The following is an 18,407-nucleotide window of genomic DNA, read 5'->3' as shown; positions in this document are numbered from 1 at the left end:
GGTTCCCGAACACCGGAGGGCGACGGCCGCACACCGGCCGGGCAGCGCCATCGGCCACGACCGATGCCGCGATCCGGCCCCTGCCCGCCCCCATCGTCCGGCTCGCCCGCGGCCGTGCAACCAGCCTCGGCCTGAGCGCGGAGCATGCCCGCCCCGAACACCCGAGCATCTCCACCACCGACACCGGGAGTCCCCTTGTCTTCTCGTAACCGCCGGAGCGTGCTCGGCCTCACCGCTCGGGGAACACTGGCCAGCCTGGGTATGGCTGTCCTCGGTGGGCCCGGCCCCAGGGCCACCGCCGCCGGCACCCGCACCGACTTCCACGCCCTGGTAGTGGGCTCCGGCTTCGGCGGATCGGTAGCGGCCCTGCGGCTGGGACAAGCTGGCGTCGACACCCTCGTCCTGGAACGCGGTCGCGAGTGGCCTGTCCTCCCGCAGGAGCCGGCGTTCGGATCCGCCAACGGCATCACGGATTCGATGTTCTGGTTCCGTCGCTCCACCTACTGGTTCGGGCTCCCGCCCACCCCGGTCAACCCTGCTCCCGGCATCCTGGAGGTCAGCGAGGAACGCGACCTGGCCGTAGCCTGCGGTGCCGCCGTCGGCGGCGGCTCCATGGTCTACACCGGCGTGACCCTGGCTCCCCCACGCCGCTACTTCGAGCGCCTCTACCCCGCCGAGCTGCCCTACCCCGAGTTCGAGCGGGTCTGGTTCCCCAAAGCCCGGACAATGCTGGGCTCATCCCCGATGCCCCGCGACGTGTACGAGTCCGCGCCGTTCACGCATTCCCGCTTGTGGGACCGGCAGCTGGCGAACGCCGGCTGCCGAACGTTCCCCCTGGAGTCCACCTTCGACTGGGAGGTGGTCCGTCGTGAACTGCGCGGTACCGCTCCCCTGTCGGCGACCATCGGCGAATCCGACTTCGGGTGCAGCAACGGCGTGAAGAGGTCCCTGACCCACACATATCTTCCCGCCGCACTGGCCACCGGCAACGTCCAGCTCCGGGCGGAGCACGAAGTCCGCTCTGTCCACCGTCGGCGGGACGGCCGCTACGCCCTGGAAGTGCGCCGCCCCGGCCCGGACGGCACCCTGTCGGACAGCGTCGAGTACACCTGCCGGCTGCTGTTCCTCGCCGCGGGCACCCTGAACACCAACCGCCTGCTGGTGGCCGCGCGCGAACGCGGGGACCTGCCCGAGCTGCCCGCCTCTCTCGGCAGCGGATTCGGCGACAACGGCGACCACGTCAACGTCCGCACCCAACCGCTCGCGTTCCACGGCGGTTCCCAGGGCTCCCCCAGCGCTTCGGCGTCGCTTTTCCCCCACGAGCACGAGATTCCGCTACTCGTGGAGAGCTGGGTCTTGCCCGGCTACCATGCAGCCCCGGCTGTAGTGACGCTGGCCATGACCGTCGACACCGACAACCGGGGCACCTTCCGCTACGACCGCGCCACCCGCCAGGTCCGGCTGGACTGGAGCCCTGACAGGTCCGCCGCCGCCGGGCGCGCCATCCTCGCCCACAGCGACCGGGTCGCCCTCGCCAACCCCGGCTGCCTGCCCGTAACCGTCAACATCCCGCCCGCGATCACCTCCCACCCGCTCGGCGGCTGCACCCTGGGCACCGTCACCGATCTTGAAGGCCGGATCAGGGATTATCCAGGGCTGTATGTCGTTGACGGCTCCCTCCTGCCGGGCAACGTCGGCGGCGCCAACCCGTCGCTCACCATCACTGCCATCGCCGAACGCGCCCTCACCGACATCATCGCCGCCGGCGGATGACGGCACCTGTTCCCCTACAGGCTCACGGATTCCGTGACGCCGTCGTGGATGAGGGCGAAGAGCTCCAGCCCTCGGCGTCGCCGAGGACTTCGTATTCGGCGTGGAGGAGCCAGCAGGCGTGAATGCCGGTGAAGTGGTCGCAAGCCAATCCCTACTTTGCCGATATCTCGCGCAATTTGATGATCCGACAGAGTCTCACAGTGGTCGCAAACCGGCCCATACGTCCCGCGCCGAGCGCTGGGACAACCAGGTCAGCGACCGCAGCACCACTGCCCTCGACGGCATCCTTCCTGTGCTGCCGAACCGTGCTATCCATCCCCGCGCGGAGCACCTGGACAGCCGGACTCCGCACGCCCCTCGGGCGGCACACTGACGAATCGTCAAGTCGTGTCGTGGTGGATTACGAACCTATCGCGACAGGGTCTCTGGACTCAGAACAGCACCCACGCGACGACCTCCCGCCTTCGGCCGAACATGATCGACCCCCGACCGGCCCTTCCCAGCACAGGGCGAAGCGGCCCGCGCTATGCGCGAAAGAAGACGGCCGGAATGTTCATGAAAGCCGGGATATCCGCCATGATCTCGAACCTGCCACCAGTTCGGATCAGCTCACTACCAGGATCGTAGACGAAATCCTGCTCGCCTTCGACGTGGCCCACATACAGCTCTTCGAGCATCCTGTTGAAGCCGTAGGGGCGAACGCACAGGGTGACGTCTGCGGACATCGGCTCTCGATGCTCGCTCGGACCCTGCTGCAGCAGCACTGTCCCCTGAATCCGCTCATCAGGAAGGAAGTAATCGCCGCTCAGCTGCACCTTGGACCGGTACAGCGGGCCCAGCAGCGTGTCGATCGTGTACCGGTTCTCGCCAGTCCCGAACTCGGCGCGTTCACGCAGAAAAGGCTGCCCGTCGTGGTCGGTCACGTAGATATCCGGTTCACCGGACGGCTCCGTACGGCTGGTCACGTAGGCAGCCCAATAGCTGGTCAAAGGGCTCGCCGGGTCATCCTTGACGTCCACCTGCAGCGACTTGCTGAACGGCAGTGCGATGCCCAGGCCCCCGTTCGCTGCTGTCACCTGCGCGTTCGATCCGACCAGCAGATCCGATACGACCTGGGTTCCGTCGATGGTGATCTGGACGTAGTGATAGTTCTTACCGCTCGCGACACCCACCGCGGTCAGAATTCCGTCCACGTCGTTCACATTGACCAGATTCACGTAGGAGGTTGAATTCGGCGTGCTGGTTGCGACTCGCGAACTGGTCATCGTAGGCCTTCCCCTCAGCATCTGAGAAAATACTCCTCGTGGCCCGGTAGATGTCCCGATACTCCGAGGTCTTACAGATCCTTCCGCAGTTGGCAGCACCCTGCACCGGCGATGCCGCTGATCGGGGGATCGCCCGTCATATCCGGCCGCGAACGCGAAGGAGGACACCCATTACACGGGCTCGGTGTCGACGACGCTCGGAAACATGGGTGACGTCAACTAGCACGGCCGCACCCACTTGGCCGCCTCCCTCTCAGCCTTCCTCGCGGGCCAGCCACTCTTCCTCGCACGCGGCTGAGGTGCTTGTCCCTGGCGGCCTGCTCGTACGGCAGCAGCCAACGCCCGCATCCTGTGCATTCGGAGCCGGGAGATCCACGATGCGGACGACACCGGCCCTTCCCCGGCCGTTCCTGTCCGGCGCCTACACATCGGACAGGAACGGTGCCCGAGGTACAAGGTGATCACCATCTGTCAATACCCCCAGGGAAGGTATGTCGCGAGCTCGCGTCCACGCCTCCGGCGGGCCGAGGCAGTTGCCGAGCACACTGGTCCCGCGGCACACAACCAGCTCGAACCGGATGACGCGGCAGCACCGACAGCCAGAGCCAGGTTTGTACACATTCGGGGCATGCGCCATCGTAGGCCCGCCGGCCCGCCACCGAGACGCTCGCGAGCGATGGTGGACGGCCGCTTCATGGGCAAGGTGCAGGATCCCACACCGTTCGCGGGCGGTTGCGAAAGGCGGTTAGCTGGCGATACGAGCGACCTGAGCTGCGTCGTGGTGCGGTCTGATGCCCAGAGTGGGAAGCAGGGCCACATCTTCGCGCTCGGGACCTCCGCCTGGTCCACGGGCTCCCCGGGCCTGTGCTTGTACCGCCTCCTGATTCCAGCCGGGACGCAGGGGCGGCCGTATCTGCACGCCGGACACGAGTCGGCGATCTACATCGTCGCCGGACGCGCCGAAGCCTGGATCGGGCCGGAGCTGCACGAGCACCTGGTGGTGAAGGCGGGCGACTTCCTCGTACGTTCCCCCGGGCGTCCGGCACATGCCGGTGAACACCGACAGTGAGGATGTAATCACCATCGTCGCCCGCACCGACCCCACCGAGCAGGAGGGGCTGGAGCTGATCGACCTGCCCGACCACGTGCGGACCACCGTATGCGCCTTGCCGATGGCTGCCCCGGCCTGAAGCTCCCGTGGCCATGTTGCGATTGCGAGCCGGGCCCGACGGCGAAGGCTCTCCGTGGGGCCGGCCGCCGACCGCAGGTGCCCGATCTCGGGCGATAGCATGTCGCGCACGCACCGGCACCCAAACCGGTCGACACCACCAGCCCCCGCAACGGTCGAGGGACGCCGCACCGGCGAGGATTAAGGCGACGAGTCGGACGGGCCCCGTGCTGGCGCCGGCCGCCGAGGTGACGCCCACCGGCGCGACGCGCCCCGCGGCCTGGTCCGCGATGTCAGCGACCCGCACGCCTTCAAACTGGTGGACACCGACAACGGCGTCGCCGTACGGCTTGACCCCGCAGAGTGGATTTTCCCCAGCGTTGACCTGACGGTCAACTTCCACCGTCGCCCCGAGGACCACTGGGCTGGCCTGGACGTCAGCGTCACTTTCGGCCTGGCCGGTCGCGGCGTCACCAGCACCGTGCTGCACGACATCCACGGCTCGGTCGGCCGGGCCGAGCAGACCCACACCATCCGCCCGTTGAAGGGACGTTAACGTGTGCTCTGCGGCAGACGCCGAGCCGTCAACACCAAGATCATGCTCCTCGGCACCGTCCACAACCTCAGCAAACTCCTTGCTGGCGCCGCAAAATCGCGCTCTTGAATCGCAAACGGGGTAGTCGTGGACAGCCTCGTGGCTGTCGCGCGATGTCGCGAAACCCCCGACGGACGCGGGCAGGGTGAGGCGGAGGGCACCGGACCGAACGCCTTGCTCAACGTTCACGGCCGCCCGAGCCCTATCCCGTCGGCGAGCGGGGTGAGGCCGGCCGGGGAGGGTTCCCGCACCAGTGCTGTCCCGTAAAGGCGACAGCGTTGCGGTGAGCTCCTCCTGGAGGCAGCGCAGGACGTGCTCCGCCGTGGCCGTCGCCCGCTCGGCAGCGGGATGGGCAACGTCGGCCGTCCCTGCCGGCGCCAGCAGCATCAGCAGTTCCATGAGGTACCGAACTGGGTCGGCGAGACATCCACCGGGACGCCGCGCACCACCCGGTACACCAACCCCACCGCTGGGCGGCTCCCGCAGCAGTCACGTCCCGCTCCCGGATTGACGGGGGAAGGAAAGTGCCTGCGGCGGAGGTCCTCCGGCCCGGTGACAGGTTGGGATCCGTCCACGTCGTCGGCCGGCGGCGCGGGCTCGCCCCAGCGGAATGTCCGGTCGGTCTGACGTCTATCGCACCGCAGCAGCCCACCTGGAGGAAGTGTCGGATAGTCGACAGTCGGAGGACTCGGCTGTCCGAAGGCTCGCGGAAGGAAGTCGCCGCGTGTGTCACAGATCGGTGGCCGCCGGTGTGCTTGCCTCTGCGTGTACGCAGCCCCGGCCGGGCGCCACCCCGCCGTCCACGAGGGCGCCCGGGGCACCCCCCGGTATCGGATGCAGCCACCGCTCCGCGCGAAGACCCAGCGCGGACCTCAGCGAGCCGCACCGGCTGTGTTCCCCTCCCACACTGAACAAAGCCGCATGCAGAGGAGTCCTGCGTTGAAGACCAGACGCCGCCTGGGGTCCGCCACTGTGATGGCAAGCGCGATCTTCGTAGTCGGTTGTCCCGCAGTACACGCGGCACCGAGCGATGGCATGCCACCCGAATGGTGCAAGCAGCATCCGATGACCTGCGGCGTGACGGACCCCCCAGTCAGCGCCTCACCGACCAAGCCCCCTGCGGCCACCAGCACGCCAGCCGACCCCGCACCGTGCGCCCGAACAACTGGCCAGACGCTGCTCCTGGACCCTGCCGCGGCCCATCCTGGCGGGAGCGTGCGGCTGGCCGTCCCGTTCACCTGCAACCGCACCGACCCGCCGGTGACCGCGTCCTCACCGGCCTTCGCCGACCCAGTCGCGCTCGCCCTCCTCAGCGAGAACCTCTACGTCGGCGTCGCGCGAGTCGCCGACGGGACGAAGCCGGGAAGCTACCCGGTGACCGTCCGCTATCTGGATCAGGAGATCGCCACCGCCACCCTCACCGTCACCGACTCGGGCCCGATCGCCGCCGGCGGCGGCTGGGCAGCCCGGCAGGCCGCCGTGCTTGGTTCCTCCCACCCCGGCCTCGCCCTGACCGCCTACGGAACCTTGGGGCTCGTCGCGGCGGCCAGCGGCCTCAGAGTCATCAAGTCCACCCGAAACAAGCGGGCGCACCCCAACAGTGAATAGCCACTGCGTGCGCTGGATGTGGCTGATCGCCGCAGCCGCATCCAGCGCGGTGCTGCTCGTCCCGCTCGTCCTGGTACCCGCGCACAGCAGCGCCACCGGCGCCGGGCAGCATCAGGCCGCCCCGGTCAGCAGCGCCGGGTCGGCCGACGACACGCACGACCCCTTGTCCCCCTCCACACCGCTGCGCGTCCACATCGGGGTGGTCAAGCTCGACGCGCCCCTGATCGCGCTCGGCACCGACAGCTCAGGGCAACCCGAACTCCCGCCCTACTCCATGCCGATGACAGCCGCCTGGCTCCGCAGCACCCCCACACCGGGCTCCGCCGGAGCGGCGGTCCTGGCCGGCCACGTCGACACCCCCACCGGACCAGCCGTCTTCTGGGGCCTGTCCGCTGTCCCGAACGGGGCCACTGTCGACATCACCCGCCTCGACGGATCAACCGCCACCTTCACCACCGACCGGGTACAGGTCTTCCCCCGCACCCGGTTCCCCACCGCCCTCGTCTATGGGCCCACCCCCCGCGCCGAACTCCGCATGGTCACCTGCGGCGGGCCCTACGACCATACGCGTCACGAGTACCTGAGCAACGTCGTCCTCTTCGCCCACCTCACGGCGGCCACCGCGGCCGCCTCCGGCGCTCAGGCCGAAGGCTGACCGGTTGCCCGCATGAGGCCGGTCCGGAGCAGCGGCGATGTCCCGGGCGCGTCGGACGATCACCGGCATGCCGGACGTGAAGTAGTACGCCCCACGCTTGAGGTCATCCAGGGCAAAGAGCCGAGGAGGGAATGCCTTCGACTCAACGAGCCTGCTCGTCGGGGGATCCACACGCAGTCCTCCGAACAGGTTGGCGACCGCCATCCCCTGCTCCAGCAGCCCGGCCACCAAGTCCCGTGACTCGGCGCGGATCACATGCGTAGTGCTCGTACCACCGCTGACCACCGTGTCGGCGCGCAGGGCCACGTGCTGTGTACCGTCCCCGGCGCGGGCGGTGATGCCCGCAGGCCCCAGTGCACTTCGAGCCAGCCGGTCTGTGCCGACATCAGCAACCGCTCGCCGGAGACCGAGGGCATCGGGCAGCACAAGCTCGTGATCGTCGTGTGGTGGCGCGGCACCCGCGCCGCCTTGTCCCGCCGGGGCAGCAAACACCACAACTCCTGACCGATGTACGGGACCGCCTGCTGGAGCACACGCAGTGCCACAGGCGGACCATCCCGTGGTGGCCGAGACCGACCAGCCCCGATTCCGCGTCAACAGCCGTCAGCCCGGTGCCGATCACCGTAACCGATGCGTCCTGTGGAACACCGGCCAGCACATCCACGGTCGGGAACGGGTCAGCGATTAAACCAGGCCGGCCTGCCAGCCCGAACGGATTCGTCCGGTGCTGATCTTTGATACACAGCACGACCGCAGTGCTCCGTACTGCCCGGCCGTCGAACATGACCAGCGTGCTTCCGCCGGGCGGCCTCCAGCCGGTGAACCCGCTCCCGCACCACGGTCACCTGCCAGCCGTGCGACAGCAGCATCCGACGGGCCAACGACGCTTCTCCAACGAGGTCGGCCCCGAAGCAGCGTCGGGGGATGAACTCCCGCATCGTCCGGCGCCAGCCGCAGCTGGCCGACCGCCCACCGGCCGGGACGATCGGGCTCGTCGGCGCACACCGACATCGCCCGATCGGACTTGCTGGTGACGATGACATCCTGATCCCGGCCGTAGGCCCGTCCACGCCACAGACGGTCGTCAGGTTCGAACACCGCGATGTACTGCCCGCCCCCCGCGTCGGGCAGTAACGGCGACAACGCCGCCAAAAGGCACACACTGGGCGGTTCCACCACCGGTGACCGCGATCGACACCCGGTCGGCGCGGTCACCGTGGTCGCTGCGGTGGCCCACTACGACCGGGAACGCGCCGCCATGCTGTCCCCATAGGTGTCCGGCTCCGCCTGGCGGGCCTGGTGCCGGCCCGGGCGAAGAGCCCCTGTCTCACAGCAAGGACACCTTCGAGAGCATGTCCTACACGGATGCCGTGGACATGCACGTACGCCACCTGTCCGAGAGATGCTCGCCGGAGTGCTGCACACCGAACCCACCCTCCTGGGCCCCCGCCGCAGGGGCGACGACTACGGCACAGACTCACTGATAGCCGCCGACCTCTTGGTCGGCCTGCACCGGCACTTCGACGTCGACATCCCGCCAATAGAACTCCTGAGCAGCAATGGCACCATCGTAGGCATCATAAAGATCGTACACGCTCGGCTGGAGCTGGGTGGCGACGCCGACGCTCGCCCGTGCCTGCAGGCCCAGGGGCCGCATGGGAACCACCCGCCGATGGCCCGTCCGTACACCTGCCGCACCAAGAGGAGAGTCCCGGCTCGAGTTCCCACACCTGACACGACTCGCCGACCCCGTACCGGCCAGGTGCCCCGCGGTGACGACACCGCCCGGCCGCCCGAACTCAACCGCCCCCGGGCGGTCCGGCACACTGCGATCCCCAGCCCAGGACCATGCCCAGGCCACGCAGTTCGTCTGCGTTCAGCGACACACCCCATCCGCGAACCTGCGTCAGCCGCACGTAGGGCAGCGGAACGGGCGGCAGAGCCCAAGTGGACACGACGACGGGCAGCAGCCCGAGAACGATCCCGCTCGCCCACTCCACCGCGAACCGCACTGACCCTCGGACGACCAGCCGGGCCGCCGCAGTACACAGCCCCGCTGCCTCACCCGAACGCAGGACCACGTCGTCGAGAGTGATCGCGTCGGCGCGACACGTTCCCGGCATCGAATCGGACGCCGGACAGAGCAGACCGGTCACCGTCATGCTCCGGGCCTCAAGAACGACGGGACCGCCACGGCGGCCCACCGTCCGGTCCACAACGTCCTCACCCACCGGGTCCAGGCATCTCGCCAGGGCGGTCGCGGCCCCGACTACATCCGTGTCTCCAGTGGGCAACAACCGGGGATCGCATGATCCGTCCGGCCCCGCCGGCCGCAGCGATGCGTGCGTGCCCTCGGGTAGTGCGTGAGGGAGCTGGACGGGGTAGCCCGACGGGGCCGCCGCCACCAGCGTCGCCGTCTGGGCCAGGATGACCAGCGCCGCGGCCCGCCGGCGATTCATCCGCCCTGCTCCGGGGCAGACGACGGCACGACCCGCCACGCCATCGCGAGCGCGCCACCCAGCGCCGCGAGCACCATGCCCAGCAGGAACCCACCTAGGTTTGCCAATGGCACCGACACCAGGCCCAAACCGACCGCCACGGCCCCCACCGGGCGCGCACGCCTTGGGCGCGCAAGCAAGATCACCGCACAGCCGACCAGGCCACTGCCCAGGAGCAGAGAGGACGTCGCCCCCATCCCCTGCATTGGCAGCAGATCAGGACGTCGCAGGGGAAAATAGGCGATCTCCATGCCGGCACTCGAAATCATCGCCGCAGCGCCCAACGGGCGCTCACGGACTCGAATCCACATCATGGCCCACATCGGGTTCCGGTGACCACCGCGGTTCCGGTTCACGGGCACGACTGATCCCCCAGCCGGATGGACATGGTGGCATTCTTCAGGCTGAACGAGCCCGCCGTAATCGACCACGCGGATACTCGCAGGCCCTCCACCTCCAGTGTCTGGGCCTGCTGCCCGTACTGGCCCCGTTCCCCCCGAGCCCCTTCGATGACGTCGAGCGTCGCGGCGTCACGTCCCATCTGCACCTTCCCGAACGTCAGATTCCCCTCCAGCCGTTCCAGGTCGATGACCATGTCGACCGCTTCCACCGGTGCTGTGCCCGCCGACCGGATGGTCAGCGTGACGTCACCGAGTGGCGTGTGGGCCACCGCCGACTGGCACAGGCCCGTGATCCGGGCATGCTTGATGCCCGCGACCGCAACCGGACGACGAGTTCCGTCCGAGTCGGTGGTGTAAGAGGCGAACTGTGCCGCACCCGTGCCGGACAAATGGTCCCCGCTCACGCGGAACGTACTGCCCGACACCGCGAACGTGGTCGGCACACCAGACGCGACCGTCGCCCACACCGTCGTCGCCGACAACCCCGCTGCCGCCGTACCCAACAGCGCAAAGCTGCCCCAGGCGGTGTGCGAACGTACCCGTCTGCCCGCGCGGGGCCGATGCCCGTATGCCGCCACGACGGAATCCGTCACGCGACCACGCCGAAATGCCGCCATTGAGTCCTCCGTCGAGTCGTTTACACGACCGACCCAACGAATCCAACAGTCATCTGGACACGACTCACCGCCCGTCCGGCTGCAGGACCGGTGACCGCGGCCATCTCGGTGACCATCGGATCCGTGACCGCGCCGGAATCCTGCTGACTCCGCCTATCACACCGGCCTCAGCGAAGGCGGGGGCCACGCCGTTGCAGTGGTCGTCTCAGCTGCGCAGGGACTATCACGATCTAGGTGTACGACACCCGGTTGGCCTAGGTGTTGATCTTCCTGGTGGGTGTGGGCCGGGTTGCCTACGCCCGTCCGGCTGACAGGCGCCCGTCGAAGGCGATGTCGAAGGCGTTGAGGGCGGCCATCCAGCGCTTGCTCCAGCGTTGCCGGCCGCGTCCGGTGGGGTCGAGCGCGAGGGTGGCCAGGTAGAGCCGTTTGAGGGCGGCCTGCTCGTTGGGAAAGTGACCGCACGCACCGGCGGCCCTGCGGTAGCGGGAGTTGAGACTCTCGATGGCGTTGATGGTACAGATGATCTTCCGGATCTCGGCGTCGAAAGCGAGGAAGGGCACCATCTCGGGCCAGGCCTTCTCCCAGAGTTTCACCACGGCCGGGTAAGGTCGCCTCCCAGGCAGCGGCGAAGTCCGCGAACCGCTCCAGGGCCGCGGCCTCGTTCGGCGCGGTGTAGACGGGCTTCAGGTCCCGGGCCACGGCTGCCCAGTCCCGCTCGGAGGTGTAGCGGAAGGAGTTCCCGAGCAGGTGGACGATGCACGTCTGCACCACAGTCTGAGGCCAGACCTGGGCGACGGCGTCGGGCAGCCCGGCCAGGCCGTCGCAGATGAGGATCAGGCAGTCCTTCACTCCGCGGTTCTTGATCTCGGTCAGGACGGACTGCCAGTACTTGGCGCCCTCGCCACCGCTGGAGGTCCACAGGCCCAGGATGTCGCGGCAACCGTCCGCGGTGACGCCAAGGACCACGTAAACGGGCCGGTTGGCGACCTGGCCGTCGCGGACCTTGACGTTCACCGCGTCCACGAACAGGACCGGGTAGACCGCGTCGAGGGGACGCGTGCGCCAGTCGGACATGCCCTCCAGTACCCGGTCGGTGATCGTGGAGACGGTCTCCTTGCTGGTGGCCATGCCGTAGACCTCGGCCAGGAGTGCAACGATCTCACCGCTGGTCAGGCCCTTCGCGGTCAACGAGACCACGAGGTTGTCCAGGCCCTCGGTGCGGCGCGCGTGCCGGGGCACGACCTTCGGCTCGAACGTGCCGGCCCGGTCCCCGGGCACCTCGAGCGTGACCGGGCCGGCCTCGGTCATCACGGTCTTCATCCGGTAGCCGTTGCGCGCGTTGCCGCCCTTGCGCACCGACCGGCCCGGCTCCGCACTGGACGCCAGGTGCTCGTCCGTCTCGGCCTCCAAAGCCTCCTGGAGCAGGTGCCGGGTCAGCTGCTGCAGCAGCCCGCCCTCACCGAGCAGCTGCATCCCGCCGGCCCTGGCCTGCTCGGCCGCCAGCTCGGCGACCGACGCCAACACGTCCGACCCATCGGCTGTTCCCGACTCCGACGAAACCGACCCGTCAGGAACCGACCCGATCTGCTGATCCGTCCGCGAGCTCATCAGTGTCTCCCTTGATCAGGGTGTCCACCTGATTCATGGCACTCCCGCTGCGCACCCTGGTGATATGGAAGCGATTCGGATGTCCGAGGCGACGGCGCGCGTAGTGGGCGGGGCCTTGGCGCTGCCCGTCGAAGCAGTCTTAGAAGACACCCGCAGCACCCGGAGCCGGGCGATGCCGCGAGCGGCGCTCCTGACCGGGGCGACCGATCTCCTGGATGGACACCTCCTGGTGGATCTGCTGCGGGCCTGTTTGTGGCAGGTGCACTGCCTGGTGCGCGGGCAGGACCAGGCGGCGGCGCGTGAGCGGCTGGAGGAGATCCTGGCGGCGCATGGGTCCGGACGCGGAGGTGGGGCGGGCGTCAGCGGTCCGGGGGGGCGTTGGGACAGCCGGGGTTCGGGCTCCGCGAGGCGAAGTACGCGGCGCTGGCCGACGAGGTGGACGTGGTGTACCACTGCGGCGCGATCGTGAGCCTGGGCGCTCCGTACGAGACGGCGCGCGAGGCGAACGTGACCGGGACGGTCAACGTGCTGGCCTCCGCGACACAGGCGGGCGGCGCACCGGTGAACCACGTATCGACTCTGGGAACGCTGGTCCGGCGGTTCAGGGAGGGAGCCACCGGCCCGATCAGGGAGGACGAGCCGTTACCGGACCGATCGAAATCGGATACTGCCAGAGCAAGTTCGTCACCGAGGTACTGGCGGGCGAGGCGGTACGGCCGGGACTTCCGGTCACCGTGTACCCGCCGGGAGTGATCCTGCCGTCCACCCGCGGGCACGTCGCGCCGGGCGACTGGTTCATGCGGCTGACCAAGGCGAGCGTCCTGGCCGGACGCTTCTCTGCGCACGCGTTTCCGATGCCGGTGGCGGCCGTGGACCGGGTCAGCCAGATGATCACCCAGCTCTCCCTCGTGGCGCCCGCCCGGAGCGAGGCCCACGTGGTCGATCCGCAGCCGCTGGAACTAGACGAGCACTTCGGCCGGGGGGTCGGACTCGGCTTCCCGATGATGCCCCTGCCGCACGCTGGCTGGGAGGTGCATCGCGGAGTTGCCGGACGAACGGGGGGAAATGATACGGCTGGCCCAGTTGCGGCCGCAGCTCTTCCCGGTGACGAACCGCAAGTTCCTCCTCCTGCTGCTGGACAAGGAGGTCCTCGAGGGCCTGGACGTCCATCTGGTACTGGACAACTACGCCACCCACAAGACGCCAGCAATCAAGCCCTGGCTGGTGGCACACTCTCGCTTCCGCCTGCACTTCACCCCGACCGGTTCCTCATGGCTCAACCTGGTCGAGCGCTGGTTCGCCGAGCTGACGAACAAACAGATACGGCGAGGCGTCCACAAGTCCGTTCAGGCCCTCGAAGCCGACATCAAGGACTCGATCGCCACATGGAACACCGACCCGAAGCCCTACCCGCCGACGAGATCCTCGAACGCCTCGCCGGATATCTGAAGTGAATTCCAGACTCAGGACACTAGACATGCGGCTGATGTACGCGGTGGATGCCGTCGAGCAGCCACGATCGCGGTGGTGGTCGCCTCCGATCTCCCCAGGACCGCCGGGGCGGCCGAGGAGTTCCGGGAGGGCTGAAGCGAGCCCTGAGCCGCACCCTGATGGCCTCAGTACCTGTGGGGGCGACCGCGCCCCGGCATCGATGTGCAAGGCGGGGCGGGGCACTGCTCTCCAGCGGTGCCCCGCCCCGGTCGTACGGAGTGCTCCGCTACCTTCTACGCACGGCGGCGCCTGCGGAGTGTGACGAACAGGACGACAACGCCGCCGCTGATGGCCAACGCCGCTGCGGTGGCAGCCAGTTCACCGTTGGCGCCGGTGTGGGGCAGTTGCCCGTGTGCCGGGTTTCCGGTGTCGACGGTCGCGGTGGACGGGTCGGAGTCGGCTGTGCCTCCGCCGGGGGTGGTGGCGGTGGCGGTGGCGGTGTTGCGCAGGGCCGTGCCGAGGTCGGCGGCGACGACGGTGTACGTCGCGGTGCACTCCAGGTGCTGCCCTGGGGTCAGCGTCTGCCGGGGGCAGATGACGGGGCTGAGGGTGCCGTGGCCGGTGAAGGCGCCCTCGCGAACGGCCGGGTTGGCCAGTGTCACGTTGCCGGTGTTGGTGAGGGTGAAGGTGTACGTAATCCTCTGCCCGGCGCGGGCGGCGTACTCGCTGTCGGCCTTCTTCACCAGGTTCAGGCCCGGCTGCGGGTTGGACGGGACCTGGGTGCCGCTGGGCGGCGTAGTGATCCGGCTGCCGCCTGGCGGAGTACCGGTCGCGGTCGCGCTGTTGTCGACCTTGCCCGCGTCCACGTCGGCCTGGGTGACGGTATAGGTAGCGGTGCACACCACCTTCGCGCCCGGGGCCAGCGACTTCGCCCCCTCCGGGCATGTGATCGCGGACATCTGGCCTGCGCCGGTGAAGGTGCCCTCGCCGACCGCAATGTCCGTCACGGTGACGTTGCCGGCGTTGGTCACGGTAAAGGAGTAGGTGATCGTCTCGTCGACGACCAGTTCCTCCGTGTCGGCGCTCTTGTCGATCGTCAGTGCCGGGTGGGGCGGGGCGATGACGGTGCCGGTGGCGGGCGGTGAGGTGATCGGCGTACCGCCGCCGGGCGGAGTGCCCGTCGCGGTGGCGCTGTTGTCGACCTTGCCGGCGTCCACGTCGGCCTGGGTCAGGGTGTAGGTGGCCGTGCAGACGATCTGCGCGCCGGAAGGCAGCGCCTTGGCGACGTCGGGGCAGGTGATCGGGGACATGCTGCCTGTACCGGTGAAGGCGCCCTCGGTGACGGTCACGTCGGTGAGCGTCACGTTGCCGGTGTTGGTCACGGTGAAGGAGTAGGTGACCGTCTCTCCGGCCTTGCCGACGCTGGACGGGGAGACGTTCTTGCTGACGCTGATGCCCGGGCCGCTCAGCACTGGGATCTGCTCGGTGGCGGGCGGTGAGCTGACCGGGGTGCCGCCGGGCGGGGTGCCGGTGGCGGTCGCCGTGTTGGTGATGTGGCCGGCGTCCACGTCGGCCTGGGTCAGCGTGTAGGTGGCGGTGCAGACCACCTGCGCGCCGACGGCGAGCGCCCTGGCGGCCTCCGGGCAGCTGACCGGGGACATCTTCCCCGTGCCGGAGAAGGCGCCCTCGCCGACGGCGACGTCACGTACCAGCACGTTTCCGGTGTTGGTCACGGTGAAGCTGTAGGTGATCCGTTGGCCCGTCCGGTAGTCGGCAGCGGCGGACGGGTCGGCGCTCTTGGCCAGCGCGAGGGCCGGCCGCGGGGTGTCCACCGGCGTGGAGGTGCTGGACGGGTCGGAGGTGATCCGCTGCGTGGTGCCGGGCGGGGAGGCCGAGGCGGTGGCGGAGTTCTTCGCCGCTGCGTCGCTCTGGTCCTGCGCGGTGATCACGTACGGCGCGTCGGCGGTGCAGGTGATCGTGGCGCCCGGGGCCAGTTCGCCGGGCGGGCAGGTGATGTGGCCCGCCTTCGTGTCGGTGACGGTCAGGTCGGTGAGGACGGTGTCGCCGGTGTTGCTCAGGTCGAAGGTGTAGTCGATGGTGTCACCGGCGGAGATGATGCCGTCGCCGTTGACGTCCTTGGGCGTCCCGGCCTTCTTCTGCAGCGACAGCGCGGCGTTCTTGGCGGTGTTGGTGATGGTGCAGGAGACGGCCTCGCCGACGCCGACCCGTACCTGGTTGGCTGTCCCGGCGTCGCCGCTGGGCAGGGTGGGGTTGTCGACGTTGCTGGTGCAGTTCCAGGAGGCCGTGTAGTTGCGCGCGTCGCCGGACACGAGTTCCTCGCCGAACCCGAACAGGGCACCGTCCGCGCTGGTGACGGTCTTGTGCGCGGGGGTGGTGGCGCTGGTGCCGGCCGAACCGGTGACCGCCTCCTCCAGCCGCGCGCTGCCGTCCGGCTTCTCCACGAACACCCGGAAGTCGTCACCGTCGAAACGGGAGGCGACCTTCTTGGCGATCTGCACCTGGGAGATCAGCACGCCGAAGGCCACGGCCTGCTTGCCGCCGCCGTTCAGCTGCTGGCTGAAGGTATCCGGAGCCTGGCTCGCCAGGATGGCAGTGCCGGTCTTGACGGAGTTGGTCCGCGCCGAACAGGTCACCTCGGTGGTGCCGAGGCCGGTGAGGCCGGCATCACAGGCATTGCCCAGGCCCGTGTCGGAGCCGTTCGCGGTCAGCGAGTAGATCGGCTTGGAGGAGCGCCAGGTGATCGATTCCCCGGAGTCGGTGGTCTCGGCGTCAGCGCCGACCAGGGAGTAGCCGGTGATGACCTGGCCCTGAGCGTCGGTGACCTGAATGCCGCTCAGAGTCAGGGTGGTGACGGTCTTGTAGCTGGTCTGGTACAGGGCCGGCTCGCCGGGCACACCGGTGTAGTGGCCGCCATTGCCCAGGTAGGCGCCCGAGTAGGTCGGGAAGGCGTGCGGTGCGACCGTGCCACCACTCGCCTTGAGGCTGAAGCGCATGGTGGCCCCGTCAGGCAGGGCGATCTCCATCGCCTGGCCGGCCGGACCGACGGCCTGGGAGGCGTCCAGGGTGCTGAAGTCGAACCAGCACAGCGTGGGGGCGTACCGTCCGCTGCCCGCGTTGGCGTAGCCGCACGTGGTGGTCGTGGCAGCGTGCGCCGGGGTCGTGGCGGCGACGGAGCCGAGGGCCACGAGGGTGAGGGCGGTAACGGCGGCGCCCGCCCTGCGCAGCAGGCTGCGGGTCACCCGCCCGGGCCTGCCCGCTCGATCTGTTCGCATCGTGTGGTGTCCGATCTGGCTCGGTTGGTCCCCCTGCGTACTTCCGGACGTTTCGCATGATCGTCCGCGCGCGATGCTTCCACCTGCACTCCCTCCCTCAACGCACCGGCAGGACGTGATTCCCCCGTATGGCGGCCCAAAATTTGCGCCCCGGTCCCCACCGGCCTATCGTCGGCGCCAACCGCAGCGAGCAAGAGCATGTGGTTCGCCATATGGAGGTTCCTTTCCGAACGGGGCCCTGCGCCGGCCCCGGAAATGCGTCGAGGCGGCCAACGCTGGAGTGCCGGCAGGCCGCCTCCGGAAACCTTCCACGTCCCGGGAAAACCTCAGGTTTCATTTGGAGGGCCTGGACCAACAGGATCAGACCATGCTGGTCATGGACTCCGGTACCGCCCGCCGCGGCCGGCTCCCCAGCCCGTCCCCGGTCCGGATCGTGAACCGGCGGCGCACCGTCGACCTCGACAGCCCGAAGCACGGCGGCAGATGCCGTCACGCGCACCCGGAGGTCAGCACATGGACGATCGTGGCAAGCACCGCCTCGTCGTCCAGGTTTGCCCTCCCACCACCCTGCGTCCGCACTCGAGCCACCGACAGCAACAGCTCCACTGAATCCCACAGGCTGTCAGGAACGCTCCAACGATCCACCGCCACACAGGACACGCTGTTCATCGAATCCACGCTCAGCAGCACGAACTGCGGGAGCAGGAGAGCCAGCACGTCAGCGCAAACACCCATCGCGATCGACAATCATCAAGATCCACCGGCCGCGTTCACGGAATCGCGCAAAGTCCAGCGTTCAACGGCCGCTGAAAACCCAGCGCTTGACAATTCCATATAGGCGAGCCCTGACCGCGATTGTCAGGGGAGGCGCGGCCCGGGCTCGCGACCAGAGGATACCGACGGCTCGACGCCGGTCCTTGCCGACACCCCGCCCACCTTCGCCAGCTCACTCGATCGCCGGCCCCCGATCTCGCCGGAACGGCGCGAACTGGGACTGGCTCAGGCTGTGTGGCATGGTCACGGAGGAAGGCACCCAGGTACTACACGGTCCCGAGCAGCCGGATCGCAAACCCAGGCGTTTGCTTGAGCTGTTGGCGGCCGTGGCCCTGCACCGTGCGGTCCGGTCGACGAGAAGGGAGCCGGCGAGCCGGCCCTTGTCGGGTATCTCGGCTTGGCCCTGTCGGGACTTGGAGCCATCCCGATGTGCCGACCCGGTCAATGGGCAAGCTCGGGACTGATCGAAGAGCGTACAGTTGTCAAGATGTCAGCGGTGATCGCCCGCCCCTGGCCATCGCCCCGGACAGCGGAGCGGGATTCACCTGCCTGGTGCACACCGGCCGTGACCTGCTCTGTTCACGGCGGTCCTGGTGACCCGGGAGCCGTGGCGTCGGGGCCGGACACCGTCCCGGCCGGCGGGGCACACGAGGGGTCCGGCCGCCGGACGGGCGTCCGCCGAGAAGGTGATTCACCACCGGTCGCGCACGTGCCGTCAAGG

General features: G+C 68.8%; 15 protein-coding genes and 4 pseudogenes. 11 read left to right on the top strand and 8 right to left on the bottom strand.

The window, feature by feature from the left end:
- Window positions 1–261 precede the first annotated feature (261 nt).
- On the top strand, window positions 262–1,773 hold the full coding sequence (locus ACFVU7_RS36985) for a GMC oxidoreductase (protein WP_388050015.1): 1,512 nt from the start codon (window positions 262–264) through the stop codon (window positions 1,771–1,773).
- Between the two features lie 524 nt (window positions 1,774–2,297).
- On the opposite strand, the gene ACFVU7_RS36980 is transcribed toward ACFVU7_RS36985, so the two are convergent.
- Window positions 2,298–2,975, bottom strand: a complete 678-nt coding sequence (locus tag ACFVU7_RS36980; protein ID WP_388050012.1) for a hypothetical protein — start codon at window positions 2,973–2,975, stop codon at window positions 2,298–2,300.
- Window positions 2,976–3,714: 739 nt separating this feature from the next.
- Between ACFVU7_RS36980 and ACFVU7_RS36975 the strand changes: the two genes are divergently transcribed.
- From ACFVU7_RS36975 to ACFVU7_RS36950, 6 genes and pseudogenes are all read left to right on the top strand, one after another.
- Window positions 3,715–4,107, top strand: coding sequence for a cupin (locus ACFVU7_RS36975; RefSeq protein ID WP_388050009.1), 393 nt, complete (start codon window positions 3,715–3,717; stop codon window positions 4,105–4,107).
- Window positions 4,091–4,228 carry a hypothetical protein gene (locus ACFVU7_RS36970; RefSeq protein ID WP_388050006.1) on the top strand — a complete coding sequence of 46 codons (138 nt, stop codon included), beginning with the start codon at window positions 4,091–4,093 and terminating at the stop codon, window positions 4,226–4,228. Before ACFVU7_RS36975 ends, ACFVU7_RS36970 begins: the two co-directional genes overlap by 17 nt.
- A 258-nt stretch (window positions 4,229–4,486) precedes the next feature.
- Entirely contained in the window at window positions 4,487–4,762 is a 276-nt protein-coding gene (locus tag ACFVU7_RS36965; protein ID WP_388050074.1) for a hypothetical protein, read from the top strand.
- A 1,254-nt stretch (window positions 4,763–6,016) separates the two neighbouring features.
- On the top strand, window positions 6,017–6,409 hold the full coding sequence (locus ACFVU7_RS36960; RefSeq protein ID WP_388050003.1) for a hypothetical protein: 393 nt from the start codon (window positions 6,017–6,019) through the stop codon (window positions 6,407–6,409).
- 16 nt (window positions 6,410–6,425) lie between these two features.
- Entirely contained in the window at window positions 6,426–7,064 is a 639-nt protein-coding gene (locus tag ACFVU7_RS36955; protein WP_388050072.1) for a class F sortase, read from the top strand.
- A 1,402-nt stretch (window positions 7,065–8,466) separates the two neighbouring features.
- Window positions 8,467–8,586, top strand: a pseudogene (locus ACFVU7_RS36950) (hypothetical protein); the annotation flags it as partial.
- Here the strand turns inward: ACFVU7_RS36950 and ACFVU7_RS36945 are convergent.
- The 5 genes and pseudogenes from ACFVU7_RS36945 to ACFVU7_RS36925 form a co-directional block, all read right to left on the bottom strand.
- The gene (locus tag ACFVU7_RS36945) at window positions 8,542–8,721 is read right to left on the bottom strand and encodes a hypothetical protein (protein ID WP_388050080.1); all 180 of its coding nucleotides are present in this window, start codon (window positions 8,719–8,721) and stop codon (window positions 8,542–8,544) included. The pseudogene ACFVU7_RS36950 and the gene ACFVU7_RS36945 sit on opposite strands and share 45 nt — an antisense overlap.
- A 142-nt stretch (window positions 8,722–8,863) precedes the next feature.
- Window positions 8,864–9,220 (bottom strand): hypothetical protein, encoded by a 357-nt coding sequence (locus tag ACFVU7_RS36940; RefSeq protein WP_388050077.1) that lies wholly within the window; start codon window positions 9,218–9,220, stop codon window positions 8,864–8,866.
- Window positions 9,221–9,519: 299 nt separating this feature from the next.
- Window positions 9,520–9,873 (bottom strand): DUF6114 domain-containing protein, encoded by a 354-nt coding sequence (locus tag ACFVU7_RS36935; RefSeq protein WP_388050069.1) that lies wholly within the window; start codon window positions 9,871–9,873, stop codon window positions 9,520–9,522.
- 41 nt (window positions 9,874–9,914) lie between these two features.
- On the bottom strand, window positions 9,915–10,556 hold the full coding sequence (locus ACFVU7_RS36930; RefSeq protein WP_388050000.1) for a DUF6230 family protein: 642 nt from the start codon (window positions 10,554–10,556) through the stop codon (window positions 9,915–9,917).
- Between the two features lie 317 nt (window positions 10,557–10,873).
- Window positions 10,874–12,188: pseudogene (locus ACFVU7_RS36925) on the bottom strand (IS256 family transposase).
- 64 nt (window positions 12,189–12,252) lie between these two features.
- Here ACFVU7_RS36925 and ACFVU7_RS36920 point away from each other — a divergent pair.
- From ACFVU7_RS36920 to ACFVU7_RS36905, 4 genes and pseudogenes are all read left to right on the top strand, one after another.
- A complete protein-coding gene (locus ACFVU7_RS36920; protein WP_388049997.1) occupies window positions 12,253–12,657 on the top strand; it encodes an SDR family oxidoreductase in 405 nt (134 codons plus the stop codon).
- Window positions 12,567–12,941: an SDR family oxidoreductase gene (locus ACFVU7_RS36915; protein WP_388049994.1), complete on the top strand. Its 375-nt coding sequence runs from the start codon at window positions 12,567–12,569 to the stop codon at window positions 12,939–12,941. The genes ACFVU7_RS36920 and ACFVU7_RS36915 overlap by 91 nt, the downstream gene beginning before the upstream one ends.
- Window positions 12,884–13,015, top strand: a pseudogene (locus ACFVU7_RS36910) (reductase); the annotation flags it as partial. The gene ACFVU7_RS36915 and the pseudogene ACFVU7_RS36910, both read left to right, overlap by 58 nt.
- A gap of 289 nt (window positions 13,016–13,304) precedes the next feature.
- Window positions 13,305–13,637: pseudogene (locus ACFVU7_RS36905) on the top strand (transposase); the annotation flags it as partial.
- A gap of 275 nt (window positions 13,638–13,912) precedes the next feature.
- On the opposite strand, the gene ACFVU7_RS36900 reads toward ACFVU7_RS36905, so the two are convergent.
- Both ACFVU7_RS36900 and ACFVU7_RS36895 read right to left on the bottom strand, forming a co-directional pair.
- A complete protein-coding gene (locus tag ACFVU7_RS36900) occupies window positions 13,913–16,879 on the bottom strand; it encodes a hypothetical protein (RefSeq protein ID WP_388049991.1) in 2,967 nt (988 codons plus the stop codon).
- A gap of 522 nt (window positions 16,880–17,401) precedes the next feature.
- Window positions 17,402–17,659: a hypothetical protein gene (locus ACFVU7_RS36895; RefSeq protein WP_388049989.1), complete on the bottom strand. Its 258-nt coding sequence runs from the start codon at window positions 17,657–17,659 to the stop codon at window positions 17,402–17,404.
- Between the last annotated feature and the right edge of the window lie 748 nt (window positions 17,660–18,407).

The organism is Kitasatospora sp. NPDC058046 (assembly GCF_042885595.1).
Lineage (GTDB): Bacteria > Actinomycetota > Actinomycetes > Streptomycetales > Streptomycetaceae > Kitasatospora.
The sequence above is the reverse complement of the archived record's forward strand: the minus strand, read 5'-3'. Positions and strand labels throughout refer to the sequence as shown.

Coding starts and splice junctions, on each gene's coding strand:
- ACFVU7_RS36985 (WP_388050015.1), top strand. CDS start 262: ATGGCTGTCCTCGGTGGGCCCGGCCCCAGGGCCACCGCCGCCGGCACC.
- ACFVU7_RS36975 (WP_388050009.1), top strand. CDS start 3,715: ATGGTGGACGGCCGCTTCATGGGCAAGGTGCAGGATCCCACACCGTTC.
- ACFVU7_RS36955 (WP_388050072.1), top strand. CDS start 6,426: ATGTGGCTGATCGCCGCAGCCGCATCCAGCGCGGTGCTGCTCGTCCCG.
- ACFVU7_RS36945 (WP_388050080.1), bottom strand. CDS start 8,721: ATGCGGCCCCTGGGCCTGCAGGCACGGGCGAGCGTCGGCGTCGCCACC.
- ACFVU7_RS36935 (WP_388050069.1), bottom strand. CDS start 9,873: ATGTGGATTCGAGTCCGTGAGCGCCCGTTGGGCGCTGCGGCGATGATT.
- ACFVU7_RS36920 (WP_388049997.1), top strand. CDS start 12,253: ATGGAAGCGATTCGGATGTCCGAGGCGACGGCGCGCGTAGTGGGCGGG.